The sequence below is a fragment of the Acidovorax sp. 22279 genome (assembly GCF_052045435.1).
Taxonomy (GTDB): Bacteria; Pseudomonadota; Gammaproteobacteria; order Burkholderiales; family Burkholderiaceae_C; genus Acidovorax; species Acidovorax delafieldii.
On record NZ_JBQEOV010000004.1, the window covers coordinates 48503 to 74700 of the forward strand.

The 26198-nt window shown below is 65.7% G+C and carries 24 protein-coding genes and 1 pseudogene; 6 read left to right on the plus strand and 19 right to left on the minus strand.

Translation table 11 applies throughout. The features are described from left to right. Positions 1-440 precede the first annotated feature (440 nt). Positions 441-1013 (minus strand): Spy/CpxP family protein refolding chaperone, encoded by a 573-nt coding sequence (locus tag ACTJKQ_RS06480; RefSeq protein ID WP_060987148.1) that lies wholly within the window; start codon positions 1011-1013, stop codon positions 441-443. Positions 1014-1347: 334 nt separating this feature from the next. Between ACTJKQ_RS06480 and ACTJKQ_RS06485 the strand changes: the two genes are divergently transcribed. Next, positions 1348-2418, plus strand: coding sequence for a recombination-associated protein RdgC (locus ACTJKQ_RS06485; protein WP_440596369.1), 1071 nt, complete (start codon positions 1348-1350; stop codon positions 2416-2418). A gap of 30 nt (positions 2419-2448) precedes the next feature. Here ACTJKQ_RS06485 and ACTJKQ_RS06490 read toward each other — a convergent pair. The 10 genes and pseudogenes from ACTJKQ_RS06490 to ACTJKQ_RS06535 all read right to left on the minus strand — a co-directional run bounded on the left by ACTJKQ_RS06490 (position 2449) and on the right by ACTJKQ_RS06535 (position 12354). After that, positions 2449-3206, minus strand: a pseudogene (locus tag ACTJKQ_RS06490) (gamma-glutamylcyclotransferase). Positions 3207-3245: 39 nt separating this feature from the next. Continuing rightward, on the minus strand, positions 3246-4019 hold the full coding sequence (locus ACTJKQ_RS06495; protein WP_436074192.1) for a pirin family protein: 774 nt from the start codon (positions 4017-4019) through the stop codon (positions 3246-3248). A 232-nt stretch (positions 4020-4251) separates the two neighbouring features. Further along, a complete protein-coding gene (locus tag ACTJKQ_RS06500; protein WP_395457320.1) occupies positions 4252-4659 on the minus strand; it encodes a hypothetical protein in 408 nt (135 codons plus the stop codon). 86 nt (positions 4660-4745) lie between these two features. Beyond that, positions 4746-5579, minus strand: a complete 834-nt coding sequence (locus ACTJKQ_RS06505) for an enoyl-CoA hydratase/isomerase family protein (RefSeq protein ID WP_440596370.1) — start codon at positions 5577-5579, stop codon at positions 4746-4748. A gap of 86 nt (positions 5580-5665) precedes the next feature. After that, a complete protein-coding gene (locus ACTJKQ_RS06510) occupies positions 5666-7468 on the minus strand; it encodes an AMP-dependent synthetase/ligase (protein WP_440596371.1) in 1803 nt (600 codons plus the stop codon). Next, positions 7465-8283 (minus strand): ABC transporter ATP-binding protein, encoded by an 819-nt coding sequence (locus tag ACTJKQ_RS06515; RefSeq protein WP_015011891.1) that lies wholly within the window; start codon positions 8281-8283, stop codon positions 7465-7467. The genes ACTJKQ_RS06510 and ACTJKQ_RS06515 overlap by 4 nt, the downstream gene beginning before the upstream one ends. A 13-nt stretch (positions 8284-8296) precedes the next feature. Continuing rightward, positions 8297-9475 (minus strand): ABC transporter substrate-binding protein, encoded by a 1179-nt coding sequence (locus ACTJKQ_RS06520; protein ID WP_440596372.1) that lies wholly within the window; start codon positions 9473-9475, stop codon positions 8297-8299. 17 nt (positions 9476-9492) lie between these two features. Next, positions 9493-10530 carry a branched-chain amino acid ABC transporter permease gene (locus tag ACTJKQ_RS06525; protein ID WP_015011893.1) on the minus strand — a complete coding sequence of 346 codons (1038 nt, stop codon included), beginning with the start codon at positions 10528-10530 and terminating at the stop codon, positions 9493-9495. A gap of 94 nt (positions 10531-10624) precedes the next feature. Continuing rightward, complete coding sequence (locus ACTJKQ_RS06530) at positions 10625-11515, minus strand: branched-chain amino acid ABC transporter permease (protein ID WP_056056932.1); 891 nt, start codon at positions 11513-11515, stop codon at positions 10625-10627. Further along, positions 11512-12354: an ABC transporter ATP-binding protein gene (locus ACTJKQ_RS06535; protein ID WP_108500294.1), complete on the minus strand. Its 843-nt coding sequence runs from the start codon at positions 12352-12354 to the stop codon at positions 11512-11514. The genes ACTJKQ_RS06530 and ACTJKQ_RS06535 overlap by 4 nt, the downstream gene beginning before the upstream one ends. A gap of 155 nt (positions 12355-12509) precedes the next feature. On the opposite strand from ACTJKQ_RS06535, the gene ACTJKQ_RS06540 reads away from it, so the two are divergent. Continuing rightward, positions 12510-13355 carry a TetR/AcrR family transcriptional regulator gene (locus tag ACTJKQ_RS06540; protein WP_440596373.1) on the plus strand — a complete coding sequence of 282 codons (846 nt, stop codon included), beginning with the start codon at positions 12510-12512 and terminating at the stop codon, positions 13353-13355. Between the two features lie 355 nt (positions 13356-13710). Here ACTJKQ_RS06540 and ACTJKQ_RS06545 read toward each other — a convergent pair whose 3' ends face one another. The 4 genes from ACTJKQ_RS06545 to ACTJKQ_RS06560 all read right to left on the minus strand — a co-directional run bounded on the left by ACTJKQ_RS06545 (position 13711) and on the right by ACTJKQ_RS06560 (position 16236). Next, positions 13711-14961: an ATP-binding protein gene (locus ACTJKQ_RS06545; protein WP_440596374.1), complete on the minus strand. Its 1251-nt coding sequence runs from the start codon at positions 14959-14961 to the stop codon at positions 13711-13713. Continuing rightward, complete coding sequence (locus ACTJKQ_RS06550; RefSeq protein ID WP_440596375.1) at positions 14852-15352, minus strand: AlbA family DNA-binding domain-containing protein; 501 nt, start codon at positions 15350-15352, stop codon at positions 14852-14854. Before ACTJKQ_RS06550 ends, ACTJKQ_RS06545 begins: the two co-directional genes overlap by 110 nt. Before the next feature lie 122 nt (positions 15353-15474). Beyond that, positions 15475-15993 carry a Cu(I)-responsive transcriptional regulator gene (gene cueR, locus ACTJKQ_RS06555; RefSeq protein WP_440596376.1) on the minus strand — a complete coding sequence of 173 codons (519 nt, stop codon included), beginning with the start codon at positions 15991-15993 and terminating at the stop codon, positions 15475-15477. A gap of 36 nt (positions 15994-16029) precedes the next feature. After that, complete coding sequence (locus tag ACTJKQ_RS06560; protein ID WP_056742486.1) at positions 16030-16236, minus strand: heavy-metal-associated domain-containing protein; 207 nt, start codon at positions 16234-16236, stop codon at positions 16030-16032. A 168-nt stretch (positions 16237-16404) separates the two neighbouring features. Between ACTJKQ_RS06560 and ACTJKQ_RS06565 the strand changes: the two genes are divergently transcribed. The 3 genes from ACTJKQ_RS06565 to ACTJKQ_RS06575 all read left to right on the plus strand — a co-directional run bounded on the left by ACTJKQ_RS06565 (position 16405) and on the right by ACTJKQ_RS06575 (position 21194). Beyond that, positions 16405-18666, plus strand: a complete 2262-nt coding sequence (locus ACTJKQ_RS06565) for a heavy metal translocating P-type ATPase (protein WP_440596377.1) — start codon at positions 16405-16407, stop codon at positions 18664-18666. Positions 18667-18784: 118 nt separating this feature from the next. Beyond that, positions 18785-20452: a methyl-accepting chemotaxis protein gene (locus tag ACTJKQ_RS06570; RefSeq protein ID WP_260665760.1), complete on the plus strand. Its 1668-nt coding sequence runs from the start codon at positions 18785-18787 to the stop codon at positions 20450-20452. A gap of 154 nt (positions 20453-20606) precedes the next feature. Beyond that, on the plus strand, positions 20607-21194 hold the full coding sequence (locus tag ACTJKQ_RS06575; RefSeq protein ID WP_440596378.1) for a hemerythrin domain-containing protein: 588 nt from the start codon (positions 20607-20609) through the stop codon (positions 21192-21194). Positions 21195-21298: 104 nt separating this feature from the next. On the opposite strand, the gene ACTJKQ_RS06580 is transcribed toward ACTJKQ_RS06575, so the two are convergent. Continuing rightward, complete coding sequence (locus ACTJKQ_RS06580) at positions 21299-22402, minus strand: alkene reductase (RefSeq protein ID WP_099731640.1); 1104 nt, start codon at positions 22400-22402, stop codon at positions 21299-21301. A gap of 172 nt (positions 22403-22574) precedes the next feature. Between ACTJKQ_RS06580 and ACTJKQ_RS06585 the strand changes: the two genes are divergently transcribed. After that, entirely contained in the window at positions 22575-23801 is a 1227-nt protein-coding gene (locus tag ACTJKQ_RS06585) for a YbfB/YjiJ family MFS transporter (protein WP_440596379.1), read from the plus strand. Between the two features lie 8 nt (positions 23802-23809). On the opposite strand, the gene gstA is transcribed toward ACTJKQ_RS06585, so the two are convergent. From gstA to ACTJKQ_RS06600, 3 genes are all read right to left on the minus strand, one after another. After that, positions 23810-24418, minus strand: coding sequence for a glutathione transferase GstA (gene gstA, locus ACTJKQ_RS06590; protein WP_440596380.1), 609 nt, complete (start codon positions 24416-24418; stop codon positions 23810-23812). A gap of 116 nt (positions 24419-24534) precedes the next feature. Beyond that, on the minus strand, positions 24535-25308 hold the full coding sequence (locus ACTJKQ_RS06595; protein WP_440596381.1) for a class II aldolase/adducin family protein: 774 nt from the start codon (positions 25306-25308) through the stop codon (positions 24535-24537). Positions 25309-25556: 248 nt separating this feature from the next. Next, a complete protein-coding gene (locus tag ACTJKQ_RS06600; RefSeq protein WP_056057668.1) occupies positions 25557-26012 on the minus strand; it encodes a carboxymuconolactone decarboxylase family protein in 456 nt (151 codons plus the stop codon). Positions 26013-26198: the final 186 nt, after the last annotated feature.

Consider the following 26198-nt stretch of genomic DNA (forward strand, 5'->3'; position numbering starts at 1 on the left):
CTGGTGGTGATGTCCGTCCAGTCAGGCCCTCACAAGCAGAACCGCACATCGCAGGTGTGTGATGGGTACCCCGGAGTTGGGGTTCTGGTTATTCTTTAATAGCTTTATATATAAATAGCAGTAGTAGTAGAGAACGCCTGTTTGTGTGGACAAGCGTCTTTTCTTCAATGCTGGCGCGTACTTGCGTCGCTGCAAAGTGTGTGGGGCGGCTTGCACAAAGTGCGGGGCTCACCGACAACAACTTTCGGGTGGCGGATTTTTGTGTGGATAACTGCCCGGTTGTGCCAGAACTGTGCCCAGAGTTATCCACAGCTGCGTCGCATGCTGCCGTTCGCTGCTCCCCATGGGCTGGCCGCCACAACAAAAAAACCCGGCGTTCTGTGAAGAACGCCGGGTTGGCGGGTGTGCGCCTTAGCGCCTGTCAGCCTGGCCGGGGGGCCTTATTTGGCCGGAGCGGGGGCCGGACGGCCTTCGCCCCCGCGCATGCCGCCGTGGTGGTCGCCGTGACCGTGGCGGCCCTCGCCACCCCGCATGCCACCCATGGGGTGGCCCCGGTGGGCCTGGGCGTCAAAGGTCTTTTGCTGCTCGGGCGTCAGCGTCGCATAGAAGGCCTTGGTGGCCTCGCCACGGCGGTCGGCTTCGGCAGCATGCTGAGCGCGCAGGGCCCGCATGCGGTCGATGCGTTCCGGCGTGGTCAGCTTGTCCATGTCCTGGCGGTCCAGGCGGGCGGGGCGTTCGCCGGGCTGCATGGCGGTGGTGAAGGTGGTCCAGGCGGATTCCTGTGCAGGCGTCAGCTTGAGCTGGGCCTTGAGGTCTGCCAGCCGCTTGGCATGGCGCTGGGCCATGTCGCCATGGTGGCGTTCATGGCGGCCCTCGGCGGCCTTGGCAGGGGCTGTGGGGGATGCCGCAGGCGCAGCTGGGGGCTGCTGGGCCAGCACAGGCAACGCCATGGCGGCGAGCAGGGCGGTGGCAGCAATGCGGTGAGAGATGGGGTGGGAGAAACGGGATGCCATGGTGGAAGTCCTTTCGCGGTGGTGAGCTCGCTGCAACGACCGTTTCAGCGATTGGAGTCCAGTGTCTGCCGCCCACGTATCGCCACCGTGCGCGTTGGGTGAGGCTGTGTAAAGTTGCAGCGAACGCTTGCAAAGTGGCCTCCGAGATAATTTTGGGCTAATAGTCGGCGATGCGCTAGTGGCATATGCCTTGTTTGCTATTGATTGTGTAGCGTTTTCAGTCCCTCAAGGGCTGCTTGTGCCCCAGCGGCCCGGCGCCTGGGTGGCGACCGCCGACAATGGCGGGTTCCGTGTCCGTGTCGTTGTCCGCAGCGACCCCAACCAAAGGTTTTCCGTGTTCAAGAACATGATCGTGTACCGCATTGCTCCGCAATGGCAGGTCGAGCTGACGCAAGTAGAGGATGCCCTGGCCAAGGCCCCGTTCCAGGAATGTGGCGCCACGCAAGAGAAGTCGCTGGGCTGGGTGCCCCCCCGGGGTGAACTACATGGCCCCTTGGTCGAATCGGTGGGCGGGCAATGGATCCTGCGTTTCATGGTCGAGACCAAGGTGTTGCCCGGCAGCGTGCTGGCGCGCAAGGTCAAGGAAAAGGCCGAACGCATCGAAAAGGAAACCGGCCGCAAGCCCGGCAAGAAGGAGAGCAAGGAGCTGAAAGACGAGGCCAAGCTGGACCTGCTGCCCATGGCCTTCACCAAGCAGGGCTCGATGTGGATCTGGATCGATACAGCCTCGCGCCTGCTGGTGCTGGACACATCCAGCCAGGGCCGTGCCGACGAAGTGGTGACTTTGCTGGTCGAATCGCTGCCCGGCCTGTCGGTGTCGCTGCTCGACACCCAGACCAGCCCGCAGGCCGCCATGGCCCACTGGCTCAAGGAGCAGGAGCCGCCCGTGGGCTTCACGGTGGACCGTGAGTGCGAACTCAAAAGCGCCAACGAGGAAAAAGCCGTGGTGCGCTACGCCCGCCACCCACTCGACATCGAGGAGGTGCAGGCCCACATCGACGCTGGCAAGCTGCCCACCAAGCTGGCCCTCACCTGGGACGACCGCGTGAGCTTCATGCTCACCGAAGGCCTGCAGATCAAGAAGGTGTCGTTCCTGGACACGGTGTTTGAAGGCACCAAGGCAGACGACGGCGGCTTTGACACTGACGTGGCGATTGCCACGGGCGAGCTGGTCAAGCTGATTCCGGACCTGATCGAGGCGCTGGGGGGAGAGACCGAGAGTGGAGTGTCAGGTGCGGCGCAGGCAGTGGCGAGTGACAGGGCTGAAACTGCTCCGGCAGCATCACGGTCACCCATGCCAGCAGCAGTACCCTCTGCCCCGGCACGCAAAGTGGCTGGGGGTGGGGTGGTGACCGGTCCTCGGGAAGTGCCCGTCGATACCGACCCGGAGTCGGCCCCGTTTTGAGATCGTGGCCGCAGCGGGGCCATGGCGGCTTCAGCGGTCGCTGCTATAGGCGGCGGCGTTCACCAACGCCGCCAGATCACGCACATAGGCGTCTTCAATGCCCAGCACCCCACACTGCCGCACCAGCTGCTCCAGGTAGTCCCGGTTGCTGCCAATGCGCCCGCAGGCGGTGGCAATCGTCGCGGCCGTGGCCTGCAGCGACAGATTGGCCCGGTAATGGGTATGGGCCGTGTTGGCGACCAGCACCAGCGCCTGCACTTCGCCCTGGGGCGTTGGCAGGGGCAGCAGTTGCGGGCAGTAGGCGCCGGTGATCATCTCGCGCCGCCACAGCATGCGGGACTCGTCCTCCACCAGCGGCGCCGGGATGCGGAATGCCAGGCCTTCGCAGCCCTGTGGGCCTTCGTCGCCCGTGCGCTGCAAGGTCAGCACCAGGCCAGGGCAATCGGGGTGCCCCGGCCGATGGTGGTGCTCAGGGCAAAGCGGCGCGCAAAGCCGGGCAGGCAGGCGCGGCGCACTTCGCCAAAGTGAAAGCCTGGGTTCCACATCAGCGAGCCATAGGCAAACACCCACAGATCCTGCTGCTGGGCGGTGATGGTGGAAAGCACCTCGCAGCGGGATTGTTCGACCTCGTAGTCCGGCAGGCGCCAGTGGGCGGGCAGACCCTGGCAGCGCGCCTGGGCGTCCCACTCGGCCAGCACCTCGTCGGTGAGGCGCAGACCCGAGGCATGGGCAGGGGTCAGCCGGCCTTGCAGCTCGGGCAGGTGAAGGAAGGCTTTGTCGGGGGTCATGGGGGCAGTTCCGCGCGCTGGTGTTGGGCGTCAGGTGTCTTAACGCCGCGCCAGGTCAAACACCAGCACCTCGGCGTGGTGGCCCTCGTGCAGGGTCAGTGTGTTTTCGCCGTCCAGCAAGGCGCCATCGCCACCAGACAGCGCGATGCCGTTGACCTGCACCGCCCCTCGCGCCACGTGCACGTAGGCCAGGCGTTCGGGGTTCAGCACTTGGGTGGCGGTTTCGCTGCCATCCAGCAAGCCTGCCCAGATGGAGGCGTCGGCGTTCATGGTCACCGAGCCGTCCTCTCCCCGGCGCGAGGCAATGCGCACCAGGCGGCCCCGGCGGTCTGCGGACGGGAAGTGTTTTTGTGCGTAGCTGGGGCGGATACCTGTGAACAGGGGCTTGATCCAGATCTGCAGGAAATGGGTGGGCTGGTCGGGCAGCGCATTGAATTCGCTGTGGCGCACGCCCCAGCCTGCGCTCATGCGCTGTACGTCGCCCGGGTGCAGGATGCCGGTGGGAGCCGCCACCGAATCAGCCCCTGGCGCCCCCGAGGCCGCTGGGGCCCCAGGTTGTTGGCCGGTGCGTTCGTGCAGGTTGTCCTGGTGGGCCAGGGCGCCGTCGAGGACATAGCTCACGATCTCCATGTCGCGGTGCCCATGCGTGCCAAAGCCTTTGCCGGGCGCCACCGTGTCGTCGTTGAGCACCAGCAGATTGCCATGGCCCTGGTGGCGCAGGTCGAAGTAGTCGCCAAACGAAAAGCTGTGGGCGCTGTGTAGCCAGCCGGTGGAGGACCGGCCCCGTTCGGAGGAGGGGCGGACGGTGATCATGGCTTTGTTGCGGGGGTATCCGGCCCGATGTTGCACCACAGGGGCAAGAGAGTGCGTGGAGCCGCGTAGGTTGTCGTCGCCATGGCCTGACTCTAAGGGCCGATGGGTTCGCCATCAATGGCTGGCGGCTCAACTCACTGTTCCGCGATTCAGTCCAATGCTCTGGGTTCAGGCGTTCACCCAGCCCCGCGCCTGGCACAAGGGCGCACGGTGCGGAAGGTCGAACCGTCGATCAGGCCAGCAGCAGGGCTGCCAGCATCAAAGCGGTGCCGACCGCCACCAGCGTCCATGAGGACTGCTGCTTCACAAACACAAAGCTGCTGGGGTCGTTGGGCATGTAGGCGATTTCGACCGGGCGATGGGCCTTGAATTCGGTCAGGATCTCTTCCGGGAAACTGTGCTTCACCACCATCTGCTGGCCGCTGTCGGTCTTGTAGTGGAACTCGGCGGTGTAGGTGGAAGAACCGCTTTTCTTGAACTCCGTGTACTGCGTGATGGGCTCGACCACGGCGTGTTTGCCGAGCTTGAGCGTTCTGGAAAGCTCGGACCGCTCCTGCATTCCAAAAGCAACGAACACGACTCCGGCGAGGACGCCCGCGATTTTGAACAGCAGCTTGCCTTGTTGGCGTGATGGTTTCATACCCTCTCTCCCTCCGTTTTGGCGGGAGTGTAAGGGCTCTGCTTGAAGACAAGAAAGAGGCTGCCGGCGATGCAGTTGCGCTTGCTTTACCGCCCCACAAACTGCGGGCTCTGGCGCTGGTGAAACGCTTCCACCCCCGCGCGGAAGTCCTCGGTGCCCGCGCAGTGCACAAAGGCGTCTTTTTCAGCGGCCAGTTGCTCGGGCAGCGTGTGGTCCATCGACGCGCGCATCAGGCGCTTCATCGCACCGTAGGCCAGTGTGGGGCCGCTGGCCAGGCGCTGGGCGAGGGCGGTGGTGGCAGTGTCCAGCTCGGCGCCGGGCACCACGCGGTTGACGAGGCCCAGGCGCAGCGCATCGTCCGCGGTGAAGGCCTCGCCCAGTAACGCAATCTCCAGCGCTTGGCGCACGCCCACGATGCGCGGCAGCGCCCACGATGCACCCACGTCGCAGCTGGTGCCGAGGTTGATGTAGGCCAGGTTGAAGCGTGTGCCTTCGGCAGCGATCACGTAGTCGGCCATCAGCACCAGGCTCAAGCCCGCACCGGCGGCCGCGCCGTGCACCTGCGCGATGACGGGCGCGTTCATCTGTGCCAGCAACTGAAGGGCGGCATTGAGTGGCGTGAGGATGTCGATGGCGCCCTGCACCGGGTTAGCGCGCAGCGTGGCCAGGTCGCCCCCGGCCATGAAGCCCCGGCCGTTGCCACGCAGCACCACGGCCCGCACACCGGGGTCGGCAGCGATGGACTGCACGGCGGCGAGGAAGGCATTGGCCATGGGCACGTCGATGGCGTTGAGTGCCTCGGGCCGGTTGAAGCGCAGCGTGGCGATGGCGCCGTGGCGCTCCAGCAGCAGGGGCGGCTGTGGGGCGGGTGCGGACGGTGCGTTAGCGGCCGCTGCAGGGTCTGTGGCGGTATTTTCCATGTCAAATCCGCTTCAAGCGCTAGTGGATATTGCGCTATCAGCTCCTGTTTTGATAGTAAGTGGATTCCAATGCGCCGAGCCCTGGGCTATTGGTACAGCGCCTCGATCTCGGCCGCATAGGTTTTGTAGATGCTTGCGCGGCGCACCTTCATCGTCGCGGTCACCTCGCCGTCGTCGTGGTCCAGCTCCTTGGTCAGCAGGTGGAACTTGCGGATCTGCGAGACCTGCGCGAGGCGCTGGTTGCCCTGGTTGATTTCGGCGTCGATGAGGACACGCACCTCGGGGTGTTCCACCAGCGAGCGAAAGTGTGTGAACGGAATGCGCCGTGCCTCGGCCCACTTGCCCACGGTCTCGTAGTCGATCATCACCAGCGCGCTGACAAACTTGCGCGCCTCGGCCACGATGATGCATTCCTTGATGAAGGGGCTGCCCTTCATGGTGTTCTCGATCTCGGACGGCGTGAGGTTCTTGCCACCGGCGGTGATCATGATGTCCTTGAGGCGGTCCACGATCTGGATCTGGCCTTGCGATTCACGCACCACATCGCCGGTGTGCAGCCAGCCGCCCACGATGCTGCTGGCCGTGGCCTCGGGGTTCTTGTAGTAACCCGCAAACACCATGTCGCCTCGCAATTGCAGCTCGCCGTTGTCCGCAATGCGGTGCTCCACACCCAGCGTGGGCACGCCCACGGTCCCCACCACCACATGATCCAGACGGTGGCCCGTGACCATGCCGGTGGATTCGGTCAGGCCATACACCTCGATGAGCGGCACGCCCAGCACGCGGAAGAAGCGCACCACGTCGGGCGGAATGGGCGCGGCGCCGGTGAGCGCCACATGGGTATTGCGCAGGCCGATGAAGTTTTGCAGCGCGCGGAAGACGAGCCAGTAGCTCGCGGCATAAGTGAGCTTGTCGCCCACGCTCCAGGCACTGCGCGGCTTGTCGGCCAACGGCTTGCAGGCGTTGTAGGCCTTGTGGAACAGCGCGCGGCGCAGGCCACTCGTTTCCTGCAGCTTGATGTGGATGGCCGCGTGCAGCTTTTCCCAGATGCGCGGCACGCCCAGGAACATGGTGGGCGCGACCTCGCGCAAGTCTTCCTGCACGGTGCGGATGGACTCGCCAAAGTTCACTTGCGCGCCGATGTACACGGGCACAAAGCTGGTCAGCATCTGCTCGGCCACATGGCACAGCGGCAGGTACGACAGGTGGGTGGTGTCCCGGGATAGCTCCAGCCGGTCCACGATGCCCGGCACCACGCCCCGGATGTTGCGGTACGAAATCATCGCGCCCTTGGGCTTGCCGGTGGAGCCCGAGGTGTAGATCATCAGGCCCACATCGTCGAGCCGCTGGCGTGCGAGGGCTTCGTCGATGATGGCTTGTTGGCCCGACGCTGCGCCCAGCTGTTCCACCTCGTCAAACGTGGTGATGAACTGCCGCACCTCGGGCGCAAAGCTGCGCAGGCCCTTGGTCTCCATGACCACGATCTTTTTCAGGCGCGGAAGCTCGGGCAGTGCGGCCAGCAGCTTGTCGGTTTGCTCCTGGTCTTCGCAGACCATGATCTCGATGTCGGCATGGCCCACCACATAGGCCACTTCGTTGGTGGGACTGGTGGGGTACACGCCCACCGTCACGGCGCCCACCAGGCCTGCGCCCATCTGGGCCAGCACCCATTCAATGCGGTTCTCGGCGATCACGCCCACATGTCCGCCCGCAGGCAGGCCCAGCGCCTTGAGGCCCAGGCCGAAGTGGCTGGCGCGCTGGTGGTATTGCGCCCAGGTAAAAGGCTTCCAGATGCCGAAGTCCTTTTGCCGGATGGCGATGCGCTGCGCGTCGGTGCGTGCGCGCTCGCGCAGCATCTGGGGCAGAGTGAGGTCGGGGAGTGTGCTCATGACAGCCAGCGTTTGCGACGCTTGTAGTGCTTGATCTCTTTGAAGCTCTTGGCCTCGCCACCACCGCCCATGCCCAGATAGAACTCGCGCACATCCGGGTCGTTGGCCAGGCGCTCGGCCGTGCCGTCGATCACGATCTTGCCGTTCTCCATGATGTAGCCCCGGTGCGCCACGGCCAGGGCCACGGTGGCGTTCTGCTCCACCAGCAGCATGCTGGTGCCGCGTTCGGCGTTGATGCGCGCGATGATGGTGAAGATGTCTTCGACCAGTTTGGGCGACAGGCCCAGCGAGGGCTCGTCGAGCAGGATGAGCTGGGGCTGCGCGATGAGCGCGCGGCCAATGGCCAGCATCTGCTGCTCGCCGCCTGACAGGTACCCGGCGAGACCCTTGCGCCGTTCATGCAGGCGCGGGAAGTAGCTGTAGACCAGATCGAAGTCGGGCGTTGCATCCTTGCGCCCCGTCAGCGCATAGGTGGCGGCCACCAGGTTCTCTTCGACCGTGAGGTCTTCAAACACGCGGCGGCCTTCCATCACATGACTCAGGCCGTTGCGCACCAGCTGCTGCGGTGCCACGGCGGCCGTGGGCTGGCCGTTGAAGTGGATGCTGCCGCTTTCCACCACACCATCCTCCAGCGCCAGCAGGCCCGAGATGGCCTTGAGCGTGGTGCTTTTGCCTGCCCCGTTGCTGCCCAGCAGCGCCACGATCTGCCCCCGCGGAACGGCCAGCGACAGGCCGCGCAGGGCCTGCACCACCTTGTTGTAGATGACCTCGATGTTGTTGACTTCGAGGACGTGGGCCGGGGTTGGCTGGGTCATGGCAACAGCAGGGTCAGAGCTTGATCCAGTCGGAGGCGGCGACCATCTTCTGGGCCTTCATGTCGGCGCGGTACACGCGGCCCACGGGGATCGAATTCCCGCTGATGGTGATCGGCACGCCGATCAGCCCGCCCGTGTCGAAGTCCTTGATGGAATTGAGTGCGGCCTTCAGGTTGGGGCCGGTAAGGGGCTTGCCAGCGTCCAGCGTGCGCTTGGCTGCCTCGGTGAACAGCATCGCGGCCAGGAAGCCCTGGATGTAGGCCGTGCTCTGGTACTCGGGCCGCAGCGCGCGGATCTTCTCCAGCATCGGCGCCTTCTCGGTGTCGTAGTAGTAGCGGTAGGGCATCACACCCATGAAGCCGTCGGCGGCGTCGCCCATCTTCATGACGGTGGAGCTGTCCATAGTCCAGAAGGTGCCCATCCACTTGCTGGTCATGCCCTGCTGCTTGCCCTGGGTGATGAACTCAGGGATGGGCGCGAGGATGTAGCCGTGGAAGATGGTGTAGTCGGGAGCCGCGCGGCGCAGCTTGATAACCTCGGTGGACACATCCACGCTGCCGGCGGGCGTCATGATCTTGATGGGCACCGACAGGCCCAGCTGCTTGGCCATGGCTTCGCTGGACTCGATGGGGTCGCGGCCGAATTCCGAATCGGAGTACACGAAGGCCACCTTGGCACCGGGCTTTTCCTTGGCGATGTGCTTGAGCAGGATGCCGAACATCTCGGTGTAGTCGGGGCCCACGAGGAACTGGTTGGGGTACTTCTTGGGGTCGTTGAGTTCGGTGGCAAACGACGCGCCCGCCATCAGGATATTGCCGTTGCGGTCCAGCTCGGGGTTGATGGTTTTGGAGAAGCCTGTGGAGTCGCCGTAGTACAGGTTGACCTTGTTCTGGCTGGTGATCTTCTTGAACGCAGCCACCGACACATCGACCTTGTAGCCGGTGTCCTCGGGCACGTACTTGACCTTGCGGCCCTTGATGCCGCCCGCGTCATTGAGCATCTTCACGTAGTCGCCCATGCCCGCGTTGATGCCCACGCCCGCAAACGCGAACACGCCGGTGAGCGGGATGGAGCCGCCGATCACGATCTCGTCAGCGCCTTGGGCCAGCACCGACAGCGGGCTGGTGAGGGCGGCGGCGCCGGCAGCTGCCAGCAGGGTGCGGCGGCGTGGGGAGGTGGGGGTGGGCTGCATGCGTGTCTCCTTGGGGGTTAGTTTCTGAAAGGCCAGAGATGGAAGAAACGACGGACGCGCCGCCACACTTCGGCCAGGCCATGGGGCTCGAAGACGAGAAAACCGATGATGAGCAGGCCAAAGATGACCGTGCGCACGGGCGAGAGGAACACCGTGAGTTCGCTGCCGCCAGGCATCAGGTCCACCACGAGCTTGAGCAGCTCGGGCACCATGGTCATGAACACCGCGCCCAGAATGCCGCCCAGGATGGAGCCCATGCCACCGACGATGATGGCCGCGAGGAAGAAGATGGACATGAGCAGGGGAAAGCTCTCGGGCGTGACCACGCGAAAGAAATACGCCCACAGGCCCCCGGCCACGCCTGCATAGAACGACGACAGCCCAAACGACAGCAGCTTGTAGCGCAGCAGCGGTATGCCCAGCACCTCGGCCGAGATGTCGCGGTCGCGAATCGCGATGAAGGCACGGCCCACGCGCGTGCGAAACAGGTTGGCCGCGCCCAGGAGCATGAGGAGGGTGACTGGCACGATGAGCCAGTACAGCCGGAACGAGGTGTCGAGCGCCATGCCGAACAGCTTGGCGGGCGGCACGCTCAGGCCACCGGTGCCGCCGGTGAACTTCCAGTTGGCAAAGATGAAGTGCGCGATGAACGATGCGGCAATGGTGGCAATCGCCAGGTACAGCCCTTTCACGCGCAGCGAAGGAATGCCCACCACGATGCCGCCCAGCATGGCGACAAAGCCACCTGCCAGCAGGTTGAGCACAAAGGGCGTGCCCACCTTGGTTTCCAGCACGGCCACCGTGTAAGCCCCCAGGCCCATGAAGGCCGCCTGCCCCAGGCTGACGAGGCCCGTGTAGCCTGTGAGGATGTTGAGCCCCGTGGCACTGGCCACATTGATGCTGACCAGGCAGGCCAGGTAGAGCCAGTAGTCGCTGGCCATGAAGGGGAAAAGCACCAGCAGCGCAGCGCCCACGGCCAGCCACACTTTTTGCGTGCGCGAGTCGAACAGCGCCGCGTCGGCGATGTAGGTTTCCTTGAGGGTTCCGATGCGCATGGGTCAGGCCTGCCGCCGGGCCGCCCCAAGGGAGGCCTGCGCCCCCTTGGGGGGCAGTGAATACACGAGGTGATGAACGTGGGGGTTCATGTTTTTACAGTCTCTCGATTTCGTGGGTGCCGAACAGGCCGTAAGGCCGCACCAGCAGCACGGCCACCAGCACGATGAACGTGGCCAGCAGCTTGTATTCGCCGCCCAGGTAGGCCCCGGCCAGCGCCTCGATCAGGCCGATGAGGATGCCGCCGACGAGCGCGCCCAGCACGCTGTCGAGCCCGCCCACGATGACGACCACCAGCACCGACAGCCCGAACACGCCCATGCTGGACGAGATGCCGCCAATCGAGCCAACGATGATCCCGGAGATGGCAGCCAGCATGGCCGAGGCCACCCAGGCCAGCGAAAACACGCGCGGCACGTTGATGCCCACCGAATACGCAGCCGCCTGGTCGCTGGCCGTGGCACGCAGGGCCACCCCGCCGCGCCAGAAGCGGAACACCACCAGCACGGCCGCGATGAACACGATGGCAATCACGGCGCCCCAGAACACCTTGGGTGCCAGGAATGCGTCCCCCACCATGATGGGCTGCGTGGGCATGAAGTCGGGCAGGCGGCGCTGGTCTGCCGTCCAGATCATCTCGACCAGGCCCACCAGCACCGAGGCCAGGCCCACGGTGACCATGAAGACGGAGATCGGCGGCTCGCCCAGCAGCGGGCGGATCATGGTGCGCTCGATCACCGCGCCCAGCAGGCCCGTGCCCAGCACGGCGGCGGGGATGGCCAGCCACAGCGGCAGCGCAAACATCGATGCAAAGGTGAAGAACAGGTACGCACCCACCATCAGCAGCTCGCCAATGGCAATGTTGACCACGCGGGTGGCCTTGTAGACCATGACAAAAGCCAGTGCGGCCAGTGCGTAGAGACCGCCACCGGCGATGCCGGTGAGGCTGATCTCAAACAGGTAGGCCCAGTCGAAGTTGCCGGTCATGCGGTGGTCACTCCCTGCAGCTTGGCACGCAGGTCGCCCACGTCGCCCGCGCCCAGGTAGGCGCGGATGACCTCGGGGTCCGCCTGCACCTGCGCGGGCGTGCCCTGCGCGATGACCTGGCCGAAGTTGAGCACCACCACGTGGTCCGACAGGTCCATCACCATGCCCATGTCGTGCTCCACCATCAGCACCGTCACGCCCCACTCCTCGCGCACGTCGAGGATGAAGCGCGCCATGTCTTCGGTCTCTTCACGGTTCATGCCGGCCACGGGCTCGTCCAGCATCAGGATCTGCGGCTGCATGGCGAGGGCCCGGGCCATCTCCACGCGCTTTTGCAGGCCGTAGGGCAGGGCCGAGACGGGTGCGTGGCGGATGTGGTCGATTTCGAGGAAGTCGATGATGCGCTCCTCGATGTCGCGGCGCAGTTCGGCCTCTTCGCGTCGGGCGCGGCCGAAGTACAGCAGCGCGTCGAGCACGTTGGTTTTGAGGTGCGCGTGGCGGCCCAGCTTGATGTTGTCGAGCACCGTCATGCCGCGAAACAGCGCGATGTTCTGAAAGCTGCGGCCCAGGCCCAGCTTGGCGCGCTGCGGCGCGGGCACGCGGGTGATGTCCTGCCCCTGAAAGCGGATCGAGCCCTGGCTGGGCCGGTAAAAGCCCGAAATGGTGTTGAACAGCGAGGTCTTGCCCGCACCGTTGGGGCCGATGACGGCGGTGATGGAGCCGGGCTGCACGTCAAAGCCTACGCCGGTCAGCGCCTTCACGCCACCGAACGCCAGGGTCACGCCCTGCACCTGCAGCAGGGGCGTGGCAGCAGCGGGGCCGGAAGGGGTTGTCTCCATTGGCTTTCTAATACGGGTTGACTGCAGCTTTTGACAGAAATTTCGATGGAACCCAGCGCAAATTTCCTACTTGTGCGTAAACTGTTTACTCGCAAGTAGATTCTGGAAGCCGCGACCCTCATCAGCATCCGTACTTTCCCGAGGAACTGCCATCCATGCCCCACGCCAAAGTGGCACCCCGCCGCCGCAGCGCCACCGCCACCGCCGCAGCCCCGTCTTCGCCACCCACAGCCAAGCGAGCCACGCCGGTCAAAGCGGCCAAGCAGGCCAAGGCCACGGCCGCCCAGACCGCAGCCGCTTCTCCCTGGCCCCCGGTGTCGCACCGCGAGCGCCAGCGCGAGGCCAAACGCAATGCCGTGCTGCAGGCAGCGGCCCAGCTGTTCAACGAACGCGGCTTTCACGCCACCTCGCTCGACGACATCGCCGCGCGCCTGAACGTGACCAAGCCCACGCTGTACTACTACGTGAAGAACAAGGACGAGATCCTGCTGCAGTGCGTGAGCAAGGGGCTCACGATGATGCTGGAGGGGATTGACGCCTCGCGCGCTGCGGGCGGCAAGGCCATTGACCAGCTCATGACCTGCATGCAGGTGTACGCGCGCATCGTCACCATGGACTTCGGCATGTGCCTGATCCGCGTGGGCGACGAGCAGCTGCCCCCCGAAAGCCGCAAGGAGCTGCGCCGCCTCAAGTCCGCCATCGACCAGGAGTTCCGCCGCCTCGTGGCCGAGGGCGTGGCCGAAGGATCGCTGCAGCCCTGCGATCCGAAGATGACGGCCTTTGTGATTGCCGGAGCGCTCAGCTGGATCGGCCGCTGGTACCAGCCAGATGGCGAATACACGCCCGAGCAGGTGGCGCAGCAGTGCATTGCGACGCTGTGCGATGGGGTGCTGCGGCGGTCTGCGACGGGCATCGCCGATGGTGCTGTTTCAGCGCCAGTCCCCCAACCAAAGCCCGCCAGCGGCAAGGCAAAGACCCGTGCCCAACGCGGTGGAGGCTAGCGTGTTGTATCTACCGATGGATTGAGCGAAATTGGCTTCTGGCGTCGTTGGATAGGCGCTGAAAGCTGTCTATCTGATAGTGTTTTCAGGGTATTGAGCCTGTATCTCCGATGCTTGCTTGACGTGCTCGTTTGGGCTGAGCTTGTCAAATCCTCACGCTGTGCCTTGGCAAGTTCAGCGGGACCGGCTTTCGTCAGCGCATTGCCTTTTTCACGTGATGTGAGCGAGCGGCTTCTTGTGGCTGGCTTGTTTAAACAGGTTGTTTAACTCGCTATCGTGTTCTTTGTGCGGTTTTGGGTTTTATAAGTCGTTGATTTATATGAAATATTCTGCGGCATAAAGCATTGCTTTACCTCTAGGTATTGCCAGTTGGCTTAAAGACGGCTGCATCTGACAGATACCAACGGGCCCAGCGCCGCTGGCCGAGAACATTGATCACCCCTTCATTGCGCAACTCCTCCAGGAGCTTCTGTACGGCCTTCATGGGAAGGGTCGGCAGCACTTGTCTGAACTCGCTCAGTGGCGCACCGGCTTCGCCTTGGTCTTTGAGATGCTGCAGCAGCAAAGCCTTGTTGGTTCCATGATCCAAGCCCCGCTTCCGGGTATAGGTGCCTTTGCTGCCCAGCGACGCATACAAGGCGGCCGCAAGGATGTACTTGGCGGTTTTGCCCCTACCGATAGTTTCTACGGCACCCACTTCCGCAAGGGCGGGCAACCGGTCCAGCAGCTGGGGTGCCAAGGGCCGACCCTGTTGCAGGCATTCCAGCGCCAAATAGTCCAATGTCGAAAAGCTGCGCAGCGTCTCCTCTCCCAGCCGCTCCATGAACCGTACAAATGCCGGGTTGCGTACGCCACCCTCCAGCGTCAGCCGCACCTCGTGCGCGGCGGTGCCCGCAAAGCTGGGCAGGGGCTTGCCCTGGCGCACAGCGCTTTCCATCATCAGATTCAGGCCTTGGCCGGATCGCTCAATCAGCCCACAGCGTCCCAGAGCCTCAGCCAAGCGGCGGTTGCGCGGGTTTTGTTGGTCAATGATGTTTTCGGGAGTTATCCCGGGTGGCAGGCCGCCGGGGCTCACCACCTCCAGCCGCTTGGCAAACTGCCGCACAAAGATTGAGCCGCCCAGGCGATAGTCACGGTGGGCTACCGCGTTCAGGATGGCCTCGCGTACGGGTACCTCGTCAAAGGTGGGCAGGTCCATGCGGAAGAAGTCGTCCTGGTAACTCTGCCGGTCGTTGCGCAGATTGATCTTTTTCCACAGCGCGTCCTGCCAAGCAAAGAAGCCGGCACGGTATTCCTCGCGGTCGGCCGCGGGGCCAGCAGCCTCTGAAGAGCGGTACTCAAACACCAGCTCAGCCTGCGCTAGCCACCGCGTGAGGCCTGCCCGCGTGCCAAACAGGATGAGCGCTGCATAGCTCACTTGGTCCCCCTCCACCAGCAGTTCGGCGTCGCGCAGGGTTTGCTGATCGTTCAAGTCGCGCTTGCGCAGGTCGCCACTCTTACGTGCCCAGCGTTCGCGGAAGAGGGCGATGGACTCGGGCTCCAAGTCCGCCAGCGTGGCACCGGAGCAAGGCTGGGCCACCTTCGGCACACATGGCGCGCAGCTCATGGTCGACTAGCGGGGCCAGATCATCGCCCGCGCGCTTGAAGTAGCTGCCGTCGACATTCCACGCCGTACCTGACAGTCTCGGGGGCACATGCACTATCAGTACCCGCCCTTCGGGCAGGCGCATTTCTTCCACCGGGATGCGATGACCCAGCCGCTGGTGCAGGCCTGCCTCGGTGCGGCCTGGGTCTTCAAATGCCTGCGTGCCCACAATGCGCCGGGGCCGCTTGTCTGTCACGCCCAATACCATGATGCCGCCGCCTTCGTTGGCTAGGGCTACACAGTACTTGAGCAGCTTTTCGAAGTGGTAGTGCTGCTTGGCCTCTTTGAACTCCAGGCGCTGGCCTTCGGGTTCAAGCAGCCATTGTTGAAGCTGGGCGACGGAGGTGGGCATGGGGCGGGCAGTAGCAGGCTGTGGGAAAGCCTGAGAGTCTGCCATGCGGAGCCTCTAGGGGCCTTATGTGGTCAGTTTGAGGCATTTTTTGCCCCAAGCGCTAGTGGAATATGCGCAAGCAGCTATTGATTTGGTAGCGTTTTGCGCGAAACCCTGGGCATGTGGTGTTCTGCCTGCCCCGCTGCCAGGTCGTCCAGGATGGGGCAGTCCGGCCGGTCGTTGCCCTGGCAGCAGGACACCAGCGTTTGCAGGCTGCGCTGCATGGCCTGCATCTGGGCGATGCGTTCGCTCAGGTCGTCGATGTGTTGTTGGGCGATGCGCTTTACCTGGCTGCTGGCGCGGCTGCGGTCGTGCCACAGGCCCAGCAGTTCGGCGATTTCCTCCATCGAAAAGCCCAGGTCGCGGCTGCGGCGGATGAAGTGCAGGGCGTGCACGTCGGCCTCGGTGTACTGGCGGTAGCCGCTGTCGGTGCGCGCCACGCCGTTGATGAGGCCCAGCGATTCGTAGTGCCGCACCATGCGCGCCGAGATGCCTGCGCGCTTGGCAGCGACGCCGATGGGCACGGGCCAGGCGATGGGGCGGGGCGCTGTGGCCTTGGCGCGCGTGGTCGGCGCGGCATCGGGGGAATGGGGCATGGTCATGGTGTGGCCCTCGCTGGGTGCGTGGTGGCGCGGCGTTCAGGCCGCGACGGTGTAGCCTTCTTCGGCAATCGCGGCGGCCAGGGCCTCGCGGGGGGCGGTGCTGTCCACGTCCACCTTGCCGCTGGCGCGGTCGATGCGCACCTGGGCGTTGGGATCTACCTGCTGCACGGCCTGGGTGACGGCGCGTTCGCAGTGGCCGCAGGTCATGCCCTGCACTTGGAAAGTCGTGGTGGTGGTTGCCATGGGGTGTCCTTGTTGGGGGTTGCAAAAATGGCCGTGGATGCGACCGAAGCGAATGTTGAAGCTTGACATCGTGGCAGAGTCAAACGCCGTTCAAGACACTCATGATGTGAGGGTTGATCAATATCAATGCTTGACCTTGCCATCACGTCAAGGATCAGCATCCCTGCCATGAACACCATCACCACCCCCCCCAACATCGCGCCCGGGTCTGTGCACTCGCTGGACCTGGGCATTTCTGGCATGACCTGCGCAAGCTGCGTGGGCCGTGTGGAGCGCGCGCTGCGCAAGGTGCCGGGCGTGCAGGAGGCCTCGGTCAATCTGGCGACCGAGTCTGCGCGCATTGCCTTTGTCACGCAGGTGGGCGCTGACGCCGCGGCCATGGAGGCGGTGCTGCGCCGCGCGGTGCGCAATGCGGGCTACGAGCCGCGTGCGGCGGGGCAGGAGGATGCACCGGAGGACTTGTCGCCCTGGGCCGGCTTTTTACCCGTGGGCATTGGCCTGCTGCTGTCGGCGCCGCTGGTGCTGCCGATGATCGGCGACCTGTTCGGCCAGCACTGGATGCTGCCGGCCTGGGTGCAGTTTGTGCTGGCCACGCCGGTGCAGTTCATCCTGGGGGCACGGTTTTACAAGGCGGGCTGGCATGCGGCCAAGGCGCTGAGCGGCAACATGGACTTGCTGGTGGCACTGGGCACCAGCGCGGGTTGGGGCCTGTCGATGTGGCTGTGGCTCACGGCGCCCTCAGACCACCCGGGGCATGTGCCGCACCTGTACTTCGAGGCGTCGGCCGTGGTGGTCACGCTGGTGCTGCTGGGCAAGTGGCTGGAGGCGCGCGCCAAGCGCCAGACCACGGCGGCCATCCGTGCGCTGCACGCGCTGCGGCCCGATGTGGTGCATTTGCTGACCAAGCAAGGCGAGGTGGATGTGCCGGTGTCCGAGGTGCTGGTGGGCGATCAATTGGTGGTGCGGCCGGGCGAGCGCATCCCTGTGGACGGCACGGTGCACGAGGGCCACACGCAGGTGGATGAATCCATGCTGACCGGTGAGCCCCTGCCGGTGGCGCGCGATGTGGGCGCGGCACTGACGGGTGGATCGATCAACGGCGATGGCCGCATCGTGATGGCGGTGACGGCCGTGGGCGCCGAGACGGTGCTGGCCCAGATCATCCGGCTGGTGGAAGACGCCCAGGCGGCCAAGGCGCCTATCCAGCGGCTGGTGGACCAGGTGTCGGCCATTTTTGTGCCGGTGGTGCTGGTGGTGGCGCTGGTGACCCTGGCGGGCTGGCTGGCCATGGGTGCGGGGCTGGAGGCGGCGCTGATCCACGCCGTGGCCGTGATGGTGATTGCCTGCCCCTGTGCGCTGGGGCTGGCCACGCCCGCGGCCATCATGGCGGGTACGGGCGTGGCGGCCAAACACGGCATCCTGATCAAGGACGTGCAGGCGCTGGAGCTGGCGCACAAGGTGGACACGGTGGCCTTTGACAAGACCGGCACGCTGACCGTGGGCCAGCCCCGGCTCACGGCGTTTGAGGTGGTGCCGGGTCTGGACGATACGGCGGTGATGGCGGCCGTGGCCGCAGTGCAAAGCGGTAGCGAACACCCCTTGGCGCGCGCGGTGGTGGCGGCTGCGGGCGAGCGGCAGATCCACGTGGCCACCGCGCAGGACGTGCGCGCCGTGCCCGGGCGCGGCACCGAGGGCGAGGTGGACGGCCAGAGCTACCTGGTGGGCAGCCTGCGCTGGATGCAGGAGCTGGGGGTGGGCCTGGGCCCGCTGTCAGACCGAGCGGAGGCGTTGCAGCGCGAAGGCGCCACGGTGTCCGCCGTGGCCCAGCGGGTCACGGAAGGGTTGGCGCTGCGGGCATTGATGGCCTTTGGCGACGAGCCCAAGCCGGGCGCGCGCGAAGCTTTGGCGGCGCTCAAGGCGCGCGGCATTCGCACCGTGATGGTGTCGGGCGACAACCGGGGCGCGGCCGAGGCCATGGCCCGGCGCCTGGGGCTGGACCCGGCCGCTGGCGAGGTGATGGCCGAGGTGTTGCCGGGCGACAAGGCGGCCAAGGTGGCTGCGTTGCAACAGGGCACCGATGGCAAGCACCATCATGTGGCGATGGTGGGCGACGGCGTTAACGATGCCCCCGCGCTGGCGGCGGCCGATGTGGGTATGGCCATGGGCAACGGGACTGATGTGGCCATGCACGCAGCGGGCATTACGCTGATGCGCGGCGACCCGATGCTGGTGGCGGCGGCGCTGGATATTTCGCACCGCACGGTGATGAAGATCCGCCAGAACCTGTTCTGGGCGTTTGCATACAACGTGGCGGGCATTCCGCTGGCGGCGCTGGGTTACCTGAACCCGGTGGTGGCGGGCGCAGCCATGGCGCTGAGTTCGGTCAGCGTGATGGCGAATGCCCTCCTACTCAAGCGGTGGCGCATGTGATAAATACGTACAGCACGGTCATCGATGTCTGGCAAACTGCAACGATTTGTTGCGAATCCGTCGCCTCGGGGGAGGTGCGGCGACCGCATTGGCATAGCTATATCAAGGACGACAGATCATGAATCTCTTCTCGCTCATGCGGCAGTTCACCATACGTTTGCGCATGTTGGGTGCCATTGGCGTGGTGCTGGGCCTGCTGGGGCTGCTGGGGGGCGCGGGCATGCTGGGCATGTTCCGCATCCACAACATGAGCCAGGACTTCATGGACCACTCGTTCGCCGAGGTGGGTTACATGGCCGAGCTGCGGGGCGAGATGGGTGCCATCCGCCAGTTCGAGAAGGACATGATCATTGGCTACGAGAAGCCCGAAGCCGTGAAGGCCGCGCATGCCAAGTGGGTGGAGAGCCAGGACAAGGCCAAGAAGATTGCCAACAAGTTCCTGGAAGGCGAGGAGGACTCTGACAACCCGGTGGTGCGCAACATCGTCAAGCGCCTGGACAGCTACCGCGAGCTGTTTGCGCACGTGGCGCGCCAGCTGGAGGCAGGTGGCTATGACACCGCCACCATTGCCAACCGCATGAGCGGCAAGGCCGTGGCGGAGTTTGCCGAGGCCGACAAGCTGATGGCCGAGCTGGACTCGGTGCTGCGCGCGGAGGTGGCCAAGTCGGTGGCGCAGCAAAGCGAAGTGTCCAACCAGACCAAGTGGCTGTTTGTGCTGGCGGTGCTGATCACCGTGGTGGTGGTGGTGCCCACCACGCTGATGAACATGAACTCCATTTGCAAGCCGCTGGAAGACGCACGCAAGATGGCCCAGGCGATTGCGGGCGGCGACCTGTCGCAGCACATTGCTGCCGAGGGCAAGGACGAAGTGGCCGATTTGCAGCGCGCGCTGCGCGACATGCAGCAGGGCCTGAGTGCGCTGGTGGCGCAGGTGCGGGATGCCAGCGGCAACATCGCCACGGCCAGCCAGGAGATCGCCACGGGCAACCAGGACCTGTCGCAGCGCACCGAGCAGACGGCCAGCAACGCGCAGGAGGCCGTGTCCTCGCTGTCGCAGCTCACGTCCACGGTGCAGCAGACGGCATCGTCGTCGCAGATGGCAAACCAGCTGGCCGCGTCGGCCTCGCAGATGGCCACACACGGTGGCGGCGTGGTGCAGCAGGCCGTGGCCAGCATGCATGAGATTTCGACATCGAGCCGCAAGATCGGCGACATCATCGGCCTGATCGACTCCATTGCCTTCCAGACCAACATCCTGGCGCTGAACGCGGCCGTGGAAGCTGCCCGTGCAGGCGAGCAGGGCCGGGGCTTTGCCGTGGTGGCCAGCGAGGTGCGCAGCCTGGCGCAGCGCAGCGCAGCGGCGGCCAGCGACATCAAGGGCCTGATCCAGAGCAGCGTGACGGCCGTGGACGGCGGCGTGCGCCATGTGGAAGAAGCCGGCACGGCCATGAAGGACATCGTGAGCAGCGTGCAGCGCGTGGGCGACATCATTGGCGAGATCACGGCGGCTGCGTCCGAGCAGTCGGCTGGCATCGGCCAGGTGAACAGTTCGGTGGGCGAGATCGACCGCATGACGCAGCAGAACGCGGCGCTGGTGGAGGAATCCGCCGCAGCCGCCGAGTCGCTGCGCGAGCAGGCCGCGCGCCTGTCGCATGTGGTGCAGCAGTTCCGCCTGGCCGAATCTGCAGCCGGCTACGGCCACGGCGGTGCGGTGGCCGCACCGTATGCAGGGCATCAAACCCAGGCGCTGGCAACAGGCGCCGCGCAGGCGCGCCTGACGCACTGACCGCACCAGGCCTTTTCTTCCGATGAGCCCCGCAGGCTTGGTCTGCGGGGCTTTTTTGTGGGCAGAGCTGCCCGGCGGTTTATTGACCTGCGTCATGGGCGCACCCGTGCACGCGTGGCACCCTTGGGGCCTTGTTGAACCTGGGGAGTGCGCCATGCCGTCGATCAGTCTGCGAACCATTCGCGAGGAGCATGCGTCGCTCGCGGCGGTGCTGCACTCGCTGCGCCTGATGCTGGACCAGGGCCCGGGCGACGAGCCCGCCGCGTTCTTTGACGTGATGCGGGCCATGCTGTTCTACATCGACGAGTTTCCCGAGCGCCAGCACCACCCCAAGGAGTCGCAGTGGCTGTTCCCCAAGGTGGCTGAGCGCTCACCCCAGGCGGCCGAGGCCATCGCCCAGCTGGAGCGTGACCACGAGGGCGGCGAGGCTGCGGTGCGCGAACTGCAGCACCTGCTGCTGGGCTGGGAGCTGATGGGCGACGCGCGCCGCGAGGCGTTTGCGCTGGCGCTGGAGCGCTACATCCGCTTTTACCTGGAGCACATGCGCCTGGAAGAAACCGTGGTGCTGCCCGCCGCGCAGGAGACCCTGCAGCCGGGCGACTGGACCGCCATCGACGCGGCCTTTGCCAGCAACACGAACCCGCTGGCCCCGGGCAAGCCGCGCGACGCGGCCTATGACCGGCTCTTCACCCGCATCGTCATGCGGGCGCCCAGTCCGATCGGGCTCGGCTCACCCTCCTGAGCGACTGCGCCGTTTGGTGCTGACTGCGGCAGGCGACCGCTGGCTCGCGCAGCGGCAGCTGCAACCGGTGCGGCCCCATGGGGCCGTTCCGGCGCTGTGCAGACTCAGGCGCTGAGCGCCGGGTAGTCCGTGTACCCCTCGGCCCCGCCGCCGTACAGCGTGGCGCGGTTCACCTCGTTGAGCGGTGCGTTGGCTTTCAGGCGCGCTACCAGGTCGGGGTTGGCGATGAAGGGGCGGCCAAAGGCCACGATGTCGGCGCCTTTGGCCAGGGCGGCATCGGCCAGTTCGCGCGTGTAGGCGTTGTTGACCATCCACGCACCCTTGCCACCCGCTGCACGGTAGGCGGCCTTGAGCGCGGCGTAGTCGAAGGGGCGGCCTTCCACCTCGCGCGGGCCGCCGGTGGCGCCTTCGATGACGTGGATGTAGGCCAGGCCCAGCGGGCCCAGGTGGCGCACCACGTGGTCGAACAGCGGCTGCGGATCGGCGTCCACGATGTCGTTGGCGGGCGTGACGGGTGACAGGCGGATGCCGGTGCGGCCACCGCCGATTTCCTCGACGATGGCGCGGGTCACTTCCAGCAGCAGGCGCGCGCGGTTGGCGATGCTGCCGCCGTAGTCGTCGGTGCGCTGGTTGGCACCGGTCTTGAGGAACTGGTCGATCAGATAGCCGTTGGCCGCGTGGATTTCCACACCGTCAAAACCCGACGCAATGGCGTTGCGCGCGGCGTGGCGGTAGTCCTGCACGATGCCGGGGATCTCTTCGGCATCGAGCGCGCGGGGCATGGAGGTGGGTGTGAAGGTGGGCACGCCGTCCTTGATGAGCACGGTCTTGGTGTTGGCCTGCACGGCCGAGGGCGCGACGGGTGCGGCGTTGCCGGGTTGCAGGTCGGTGTGCGAGACGCGGCCCACATGCCACAGCTGCACCACGATCTTGCCGCCGGCGTCGTGCACGGCGCGGGTCACCTTCTTCCAGCCGTCCAGCTGCTCGGTGCCGTACAGGCCGGGCACATCGGCATAGCCCTGGGCTTGCGGGCTGATGGCTGTGGCCTCGGAAATGATGAGACCGGCACTGGCGCGCTGCGCGTAGTAGGTGGCGACCAGGTCGGTCGGGATGGCCTCGGGCGAGCGGTTGCGCGTGAGCGGCGCCATGGCAATGCGGTTGGCCAGCTGGAGGTCGCCCGCGCGGGTGGGTTCAAACAAAGAGGTCATGTTGAAGGTGTCCTGTAGAGGTACGTGCAAACAAAGCAGCCTTGCAGCTTAATGCTGCAGCGCAAAACGTGCAGCGCACTGGCGTCAACAAGGGCACCGGTTTTGTGTTAACCGAGTCGCTCAAGCCTGTCACTTCTGCAGCACCGTGGCCGTTGCATGAGAATGAAAGGCCATGCCCTTGCCACCGCCCCCCGCCCCGTTCCCTGTCTCCCCGTTGCGCAGCCTGTGGCTCGCCGTGGCCCTGTCGATGGGCGCCGCCATTTCGCTGGGCATCACGCGGTTTGCCTATGCCCTGTTGCTGCCGCCCATGCGCGAAGACCTGGGCTGGTCGTACACGCTGGCAGGGGGCATGAACACGGCGAACGCGCTGGGCTATCTGCTGGGCGCTCTGGCCACGCCCTGGCTGTTGCGGCGCGCGGCCCCGGGCTCAGTGCTGTTGGTGGGCGCCGTGATGGCCACGGTGTTCATGGGCCTGAGCGGATTTTTCACACAGGCAGCGCCCTTGCTGGTGCAGCGCCTGCTGGCCGGCGGGGCCAGTGCGCTGGTGTTCATTGCCGGGGGGCTGCTGGCGGCGCGGCTGGGTGCCCAGGTGCCGGGGCGCAGCGGCTTGCTGCTGGGCCTGTACTACGGCGGCACGGGCTGGGGCATCAGTCTGTCGGCTTTGCTGGTGCCAGCCGTGCTGGGTGTGGCGCCCGCGCCGCATGGCTGGACCTGGGCCTGGTGGGCCTTGGCGTTGGCCTGTGTGGTGGCTACGGTTGCATTGCTGTGGCCGGCGCGGGTGTTGAACGGGCTGGCTGCACCCGTGGCCGCCGCATCCGAGACCGCACCGGCGGCTGCAGTGCCCGACCGCGTGCGCTGGCGGGCCCTGGCCCCTGCGCTGCTGGGTTACGGCCTGTTTGGCGTGGGCTATATCGGCTACATGACCTTTGTGGTGGCGCTGCTGCGCGAGCAGGACCGGGGTGCGGGCGAGGTGACGCTGTTCTACGCCTTGCTGGGACTGGCCGTGGTGCTGTCCTCACGCATCTGGGCCGGGCTGCTGGACCGCAGCCGGGGCGGCGAGGCCCTGGCGCGCCTGAATGCGCTGCTGGGCGTGGCCACCATCCTGCCCGCCGTCACGGGCACGTGGCCGGTGGTGCTGGGCTCGGGGCTGCTGTTCGGCGGGGTGTTTTTGTCGGTGGTGGCATCGACCACGGCGCTGGTGCGGCACAACCTGCCGCAGGCGCTGTGGGCCAGCGGCATCAGCGCGTTCACCATCGTGTTTGCGGCCGGGCAGATCGTGGGGCCCACGGTGGTGGGCTGGATCGCCGACGGGCCTGGAGGCCTGGCGCGCGGGCTGGTGTTCTCGGCCTGCGCGTTGTGGGTGGGGGCGCTGGTGGCGTGGCGGCAGCGCCCCTTGTAGCCCTGGCCTTACTTCAGCAGGCCTTCGGCCTTCATCGCGGCTTGCACCGCGGGGCGGGCACCCACGCGTTCACGGTAGGCCGCCAGGTTGGCAAGGCCGGAGATGTCGAGCTTGGTGGGCTGGGTCCAGTTGGTCACGGTGAACAGGTAGCCGTCGGCCACGGTGAAATGGTCGCCCATCAGGTACTGCTTGCCGGCGAGCTGGCCATCCACCCACTGCAGTCGTTGCAGCAGGCGCTCGCGCACCATGGGCTTGTACTCCTCGGGGGTGGCGGGGTTGAACAGGGGGCTGAAGCCCTTGTGCAGCTCGGTGCCGATGAAGGTCAGCCACTCTTGCAGGCGGTAGCGCGCCAGGGTGCCGTTGGCGGGGGCGAGCTGCTTGTCGGGCACTTGGTCAGCAATGTATTGCACGATGGCCGGGCCTTCGCGCAGGCGCTCGCCGTTGTCCAGCTCCAGCACGGGCACGTAGCCCAGCGCATTGATGGTGTAGTAGTCGGTGCCGTCCTGCAGCTTGTGGCTCTTGGTGCTGGCCAGCACGGGGGTGTAGGCCAAGCCGGCCTCTTGCAAGGCGATGTGGGGGGACAGGGAGCAGGCGCCGGGGGAGTAGTAGAGCTTCATGGATCGGTCCTTGAAAACGGTCGGAAACCGCCGATCCTATGCGCTGCGCCGGATTCTTGCAGGCGCCGGGGCGCAACCCCAGCGCCCGCTGCGTGGTGCAGCGGGGAGGGGTCGCGTCAGCTGTCGTATCCAGGCAGGTCGCGCTGCACCTTGCGCAGCAGCGCGGGCCAGGCAAAGGCGCCGCCCAGGCCGCCGGTCTGCACGCGCATGGCCTGGGCCACGCCGCTCACGATCTGCGGGTTCACCTGCGTCAGTTCGCCGCCGGCCTGTGCGTCGATCTGGATGCGGCAGGTGTTCTCGAAGGTGTACATGGACAGGAAGGCGTCGGCAATCGTCTTGCCCACCGTCAGCAGCCCGTGGTTGCGCAGCATGAGGAAGTTGGCATCGCCCAGGTCGGCCTGCAGGCGCGGCTTTTCTTCGTCGCGGAAGGCCACGCCTTCGTACTCGTGGTATGCCAGCGAGCCCAGCACAAAGGTGCTTTGCTGGCTGATGGGCAGCACGCCGCCCTTTTGCGCGCTCACGGCCACGCCAGCTCGGGTGTGGGTGTGCAGCACGCAGCCCGCCTCGGGCCGGGCCTCGTGTACGGCGCTGTGGATCACGAAGCCGGCAGGATTCACGGGGAAGGGCGAGTCGTGCAGCTTGTTGCACAGCATGTCCACCTTGATCAGGCTCGACGCCGTGATCTCGTCGAACATGAGGCCATAGGGGTTGATGAGGAAATGGTGCTCGCCCGGGCCTGACACCGACTCGGGCAGCTTGGCGCTGATGTGGGTGAAGACCAGGTCGCTCCAGCCGTACAGCGCGACGAGCCGGTAGCACGCGGCCAGGTCGCAGCGCAGCTGCCATTCTTCAGGGCTGACGCTGCCTTGCAGCGAGGGGATGTTGAGCATGGGTGGGTGTCTCCGGTGTTGTGGGTGGGAAGACACCACTGTATGGCGGGGCGGTGGCTGGGTCTGTCAGGCAGGCTACACCCGTAGCCATGTGTCGGGTGCCTTGTGCTTCATTATTGATAGCAAAAGAGGCATGATTCACTGGCGCTATCGGCCATTTCGACCCGAATTTCTGGTGCACGGCGCCCGCAGCGGGCCTCACGGGCCGATGTCCCCTTCACCGGCCCGTACCCCTCATCGGCCAGCGCTCAGCCGGCCTGTGGGATCGGTGCGCGCATGCCCGCGTTCAGCAGGTTCCAGGCGTTGATGATGGCGATGGCAAAGCCCAGGTCGGAAATCTCGGCGTCGGAGAACAGGGCCTTCAGCTTGGCGTATTCGTCATCGCTCGCGTCGCTGTGGGGTGTGGCGGTGATGATCTCTGCCCAGCGGAAGGCGGCGCGTTCGCGTTCGCTGAAGAACGGTGCCTCGCGCCAGCCAGCCACAGCGTTGAGGTGGCGCGGATCGGCGCCGTCCTTGACGAGCGCGCTCCAGTGCATGTCCATGCAGTAGGCGCAGCCGTTGATCTGTGAAACGCGCAGGAATACCAGCTCGGCCAGCCGGGTGCCCAGCGGGCCTTTCTTGATGGTTTCAGAGACGTTGACCAGGCCCATGAAGGCCTTGGACGACAGTTGGTGGTAGGGCAGGCGGGCGCTGTGTTGCGACATGGAAAACTCCTGGTGTGAAAGGGTGTTGATAACGGCGGTGAAAGACGGCGCTCGTGTGCAGCCTTGTGGCCTTGCTACCGTGTGGCCACACTGCCGTCTTCCATACCCTTCAAGACGCTGCACCGTGCCGGGTTGTGACAGGTGGCCTGCGTTTTTTCTGCCCTGGCGCACTCGCCGGAGCTGCCC

Excerpts from the sequence above, each read along its gene's own strand:
- ACTJKQ_RS06580 (WP_099731640.1), bottom strand. The coding sequence starts at position 22,402 with ATGACCTCTTTGTTTGAACCCACCCGCGCGGGCGACCTCCAGCTGGCC.
- ACTJKQ_RS06560 (WP_056742486.1), bottom strand. The coding sequence starts at position 16,236 with ATGGCAACCACCACCACGACTTTCCAAGTGCAGGGCATGACCTGCGGC.
- ACTJKQ_RS06510 (WP_440596371.1), bottom strand. The coding sequence starts at position 7,468 with ATGAGCACACTCCCCGACCTCACTCTGCCCCAGATGCTGCGCGAGCGC.
- cueR (WP_440596376.1), bottom strand. The coding sequence starts at position 15,993 with ATGACCATGCCCCATTCCCCCGATGCCGCGCCGACCACGCGCGCCAAG.
- ACTJKQ_RS06520 (WP_440596372.1), bottom strand. The coding sequence starts at position 9,475 with ATGCAGCCCACCCCCACCTCCCCACGCCGCCGCACCCTGCTGGCAGCT.
- ACTJKQ_RS06525 (WP_015011893.1), bottom strand. The coding sequence starts at position 10,530 with ATGCGCATCGGAACCCTCAAGGAAACCTACATCGCCGACGCGGCGCTG.
- ACTJKQ_RS06530 (WP_056056932.1), bottom strand. The coding sequence starts at position 11,515 with ATGACCGGCAACTTCGACTGGGCCTACCTGTTTGAGATCAGCCTCACC.
- ACTJKQ_RS06575 (WP_440596378.1), top strand. The coding sequence starts at position 20,607 with ATGCCGTCGATCAGTCTGCGAACCATTCGCGAGGAGCATGCGTCGCTC.
- ACTJKQ_RS06570 (WP_260665760.1), top strand. The coding sequence starts at position 18,785 with ATGAATCTCTTCTCGCTCATGCGGCAGTTCACCATACGTTTGCGCATG.
- gstA (WP_440596380.1), bottom strand. The coding sequence starts at position 24,418 with ATGAAGCTCTACTACTCCCCCGGCGCCTGCTCCCTGTCCCCCCACATC.
- ACTJKQ_RS06600 (WP_056057668.1), bottom strand. The coding sequence starts at position 26,012 with ATGTCGCAACACAGCGCCCGCCTGCCCTACCACCAACTGTCGTCCAAG.
- ACTJKQ_RS06515 (WP_015011891.1), bottom strand. The coding sequence starts at position 8,283 with ATGACCCAGCCAACCCCGGCCCACGTCCTCGAAGTCAACAACATCGAG.
- ACTJKQ_RS06585 (WP_440596379.1), top strand. The coding sequence starts at position 22,575 with ATGCCCTTGCCACCGCCCCCCGCCCCGTTCCCTGTCTCCCCGTTGCGC.
- ACTJKQ_RS06500 (WP_395457320.1), bottom strand. The coding sequence starts at position 4,659 with ATGAAACCATCACGCCAACAAGGCAAGCTGCTGTTCAAAATCGCGGGC.
- ACTJKQ_RS06550 (WP_440596375.1), bottom strand. The coding sequence starts at position 15,352 with ATGCCCACCTCCGTCGCCCAGCTTCAACAATGGCTGCTTGAACCCGAA.
- ACTJKQ_RS06535 (WP_108500294.1), bottom strand. The coding sequence starts at position 12,354 with ATGGAGACAACCCCTTCCGGCCCCGCTGCTGCCACGCCCCTGCTGCAG.
- ACTJKQ_RS06545 (WP_440596374.1), bottom strand. The coding sequence starts at position 14,961 with ATGAGCTGCGCGCCATGTGTGCCGAAGGTGGCCCAGCCTTGCTCCGGT.
- ACTJKQ_RS06480 (WP_060987148.1), bottom strand. The coding sequence starts at position 1,013 with ATGGCATCCCGTTTCTCCCACCCCATCTCTCACCGCATTGCTGCCACC.
- ACTJKQ_RS06595 (WP_440596381.1), bottom strand. The coding sequence starts at position 25,308 with ATGCTCAACATCCCCTCGCTGCAAGGCAGCGTCAGCCCTGAAGAATGG.
- ACTJKQ_RS06505 (WP_440596370.1), bottom strand. The coding sequence starts at position 5,579 with ATGGAAAATACCGCCACAGACCCTGCAGCGGCCGCTAACGCACCGTCC.
- ACTJKQ_RS06540 (WP_440596373.1), top strand. The coding sequence starts at position 12,510 with ATGCCCCACGCCAAAGTGGCACCCCGCCGCCGCAGCGCCACCGCCACC.
- ACTJKQ_RS06565 (WP_440596377.1), top strand. The coding sequence starts at position 16,405 with ATGAACACCATCACCACCCCCCCCAACATCGCGCCCGGGTCTGTGCAC.
- ACTJKQ_RS06495 (WP_436074192.1), bottom strand. The coding sequence starts at position 4,019 with ATGATCACCGTCCGCCCCTCCTCCGAACGGGGCCGGTCCTCCACCGGC.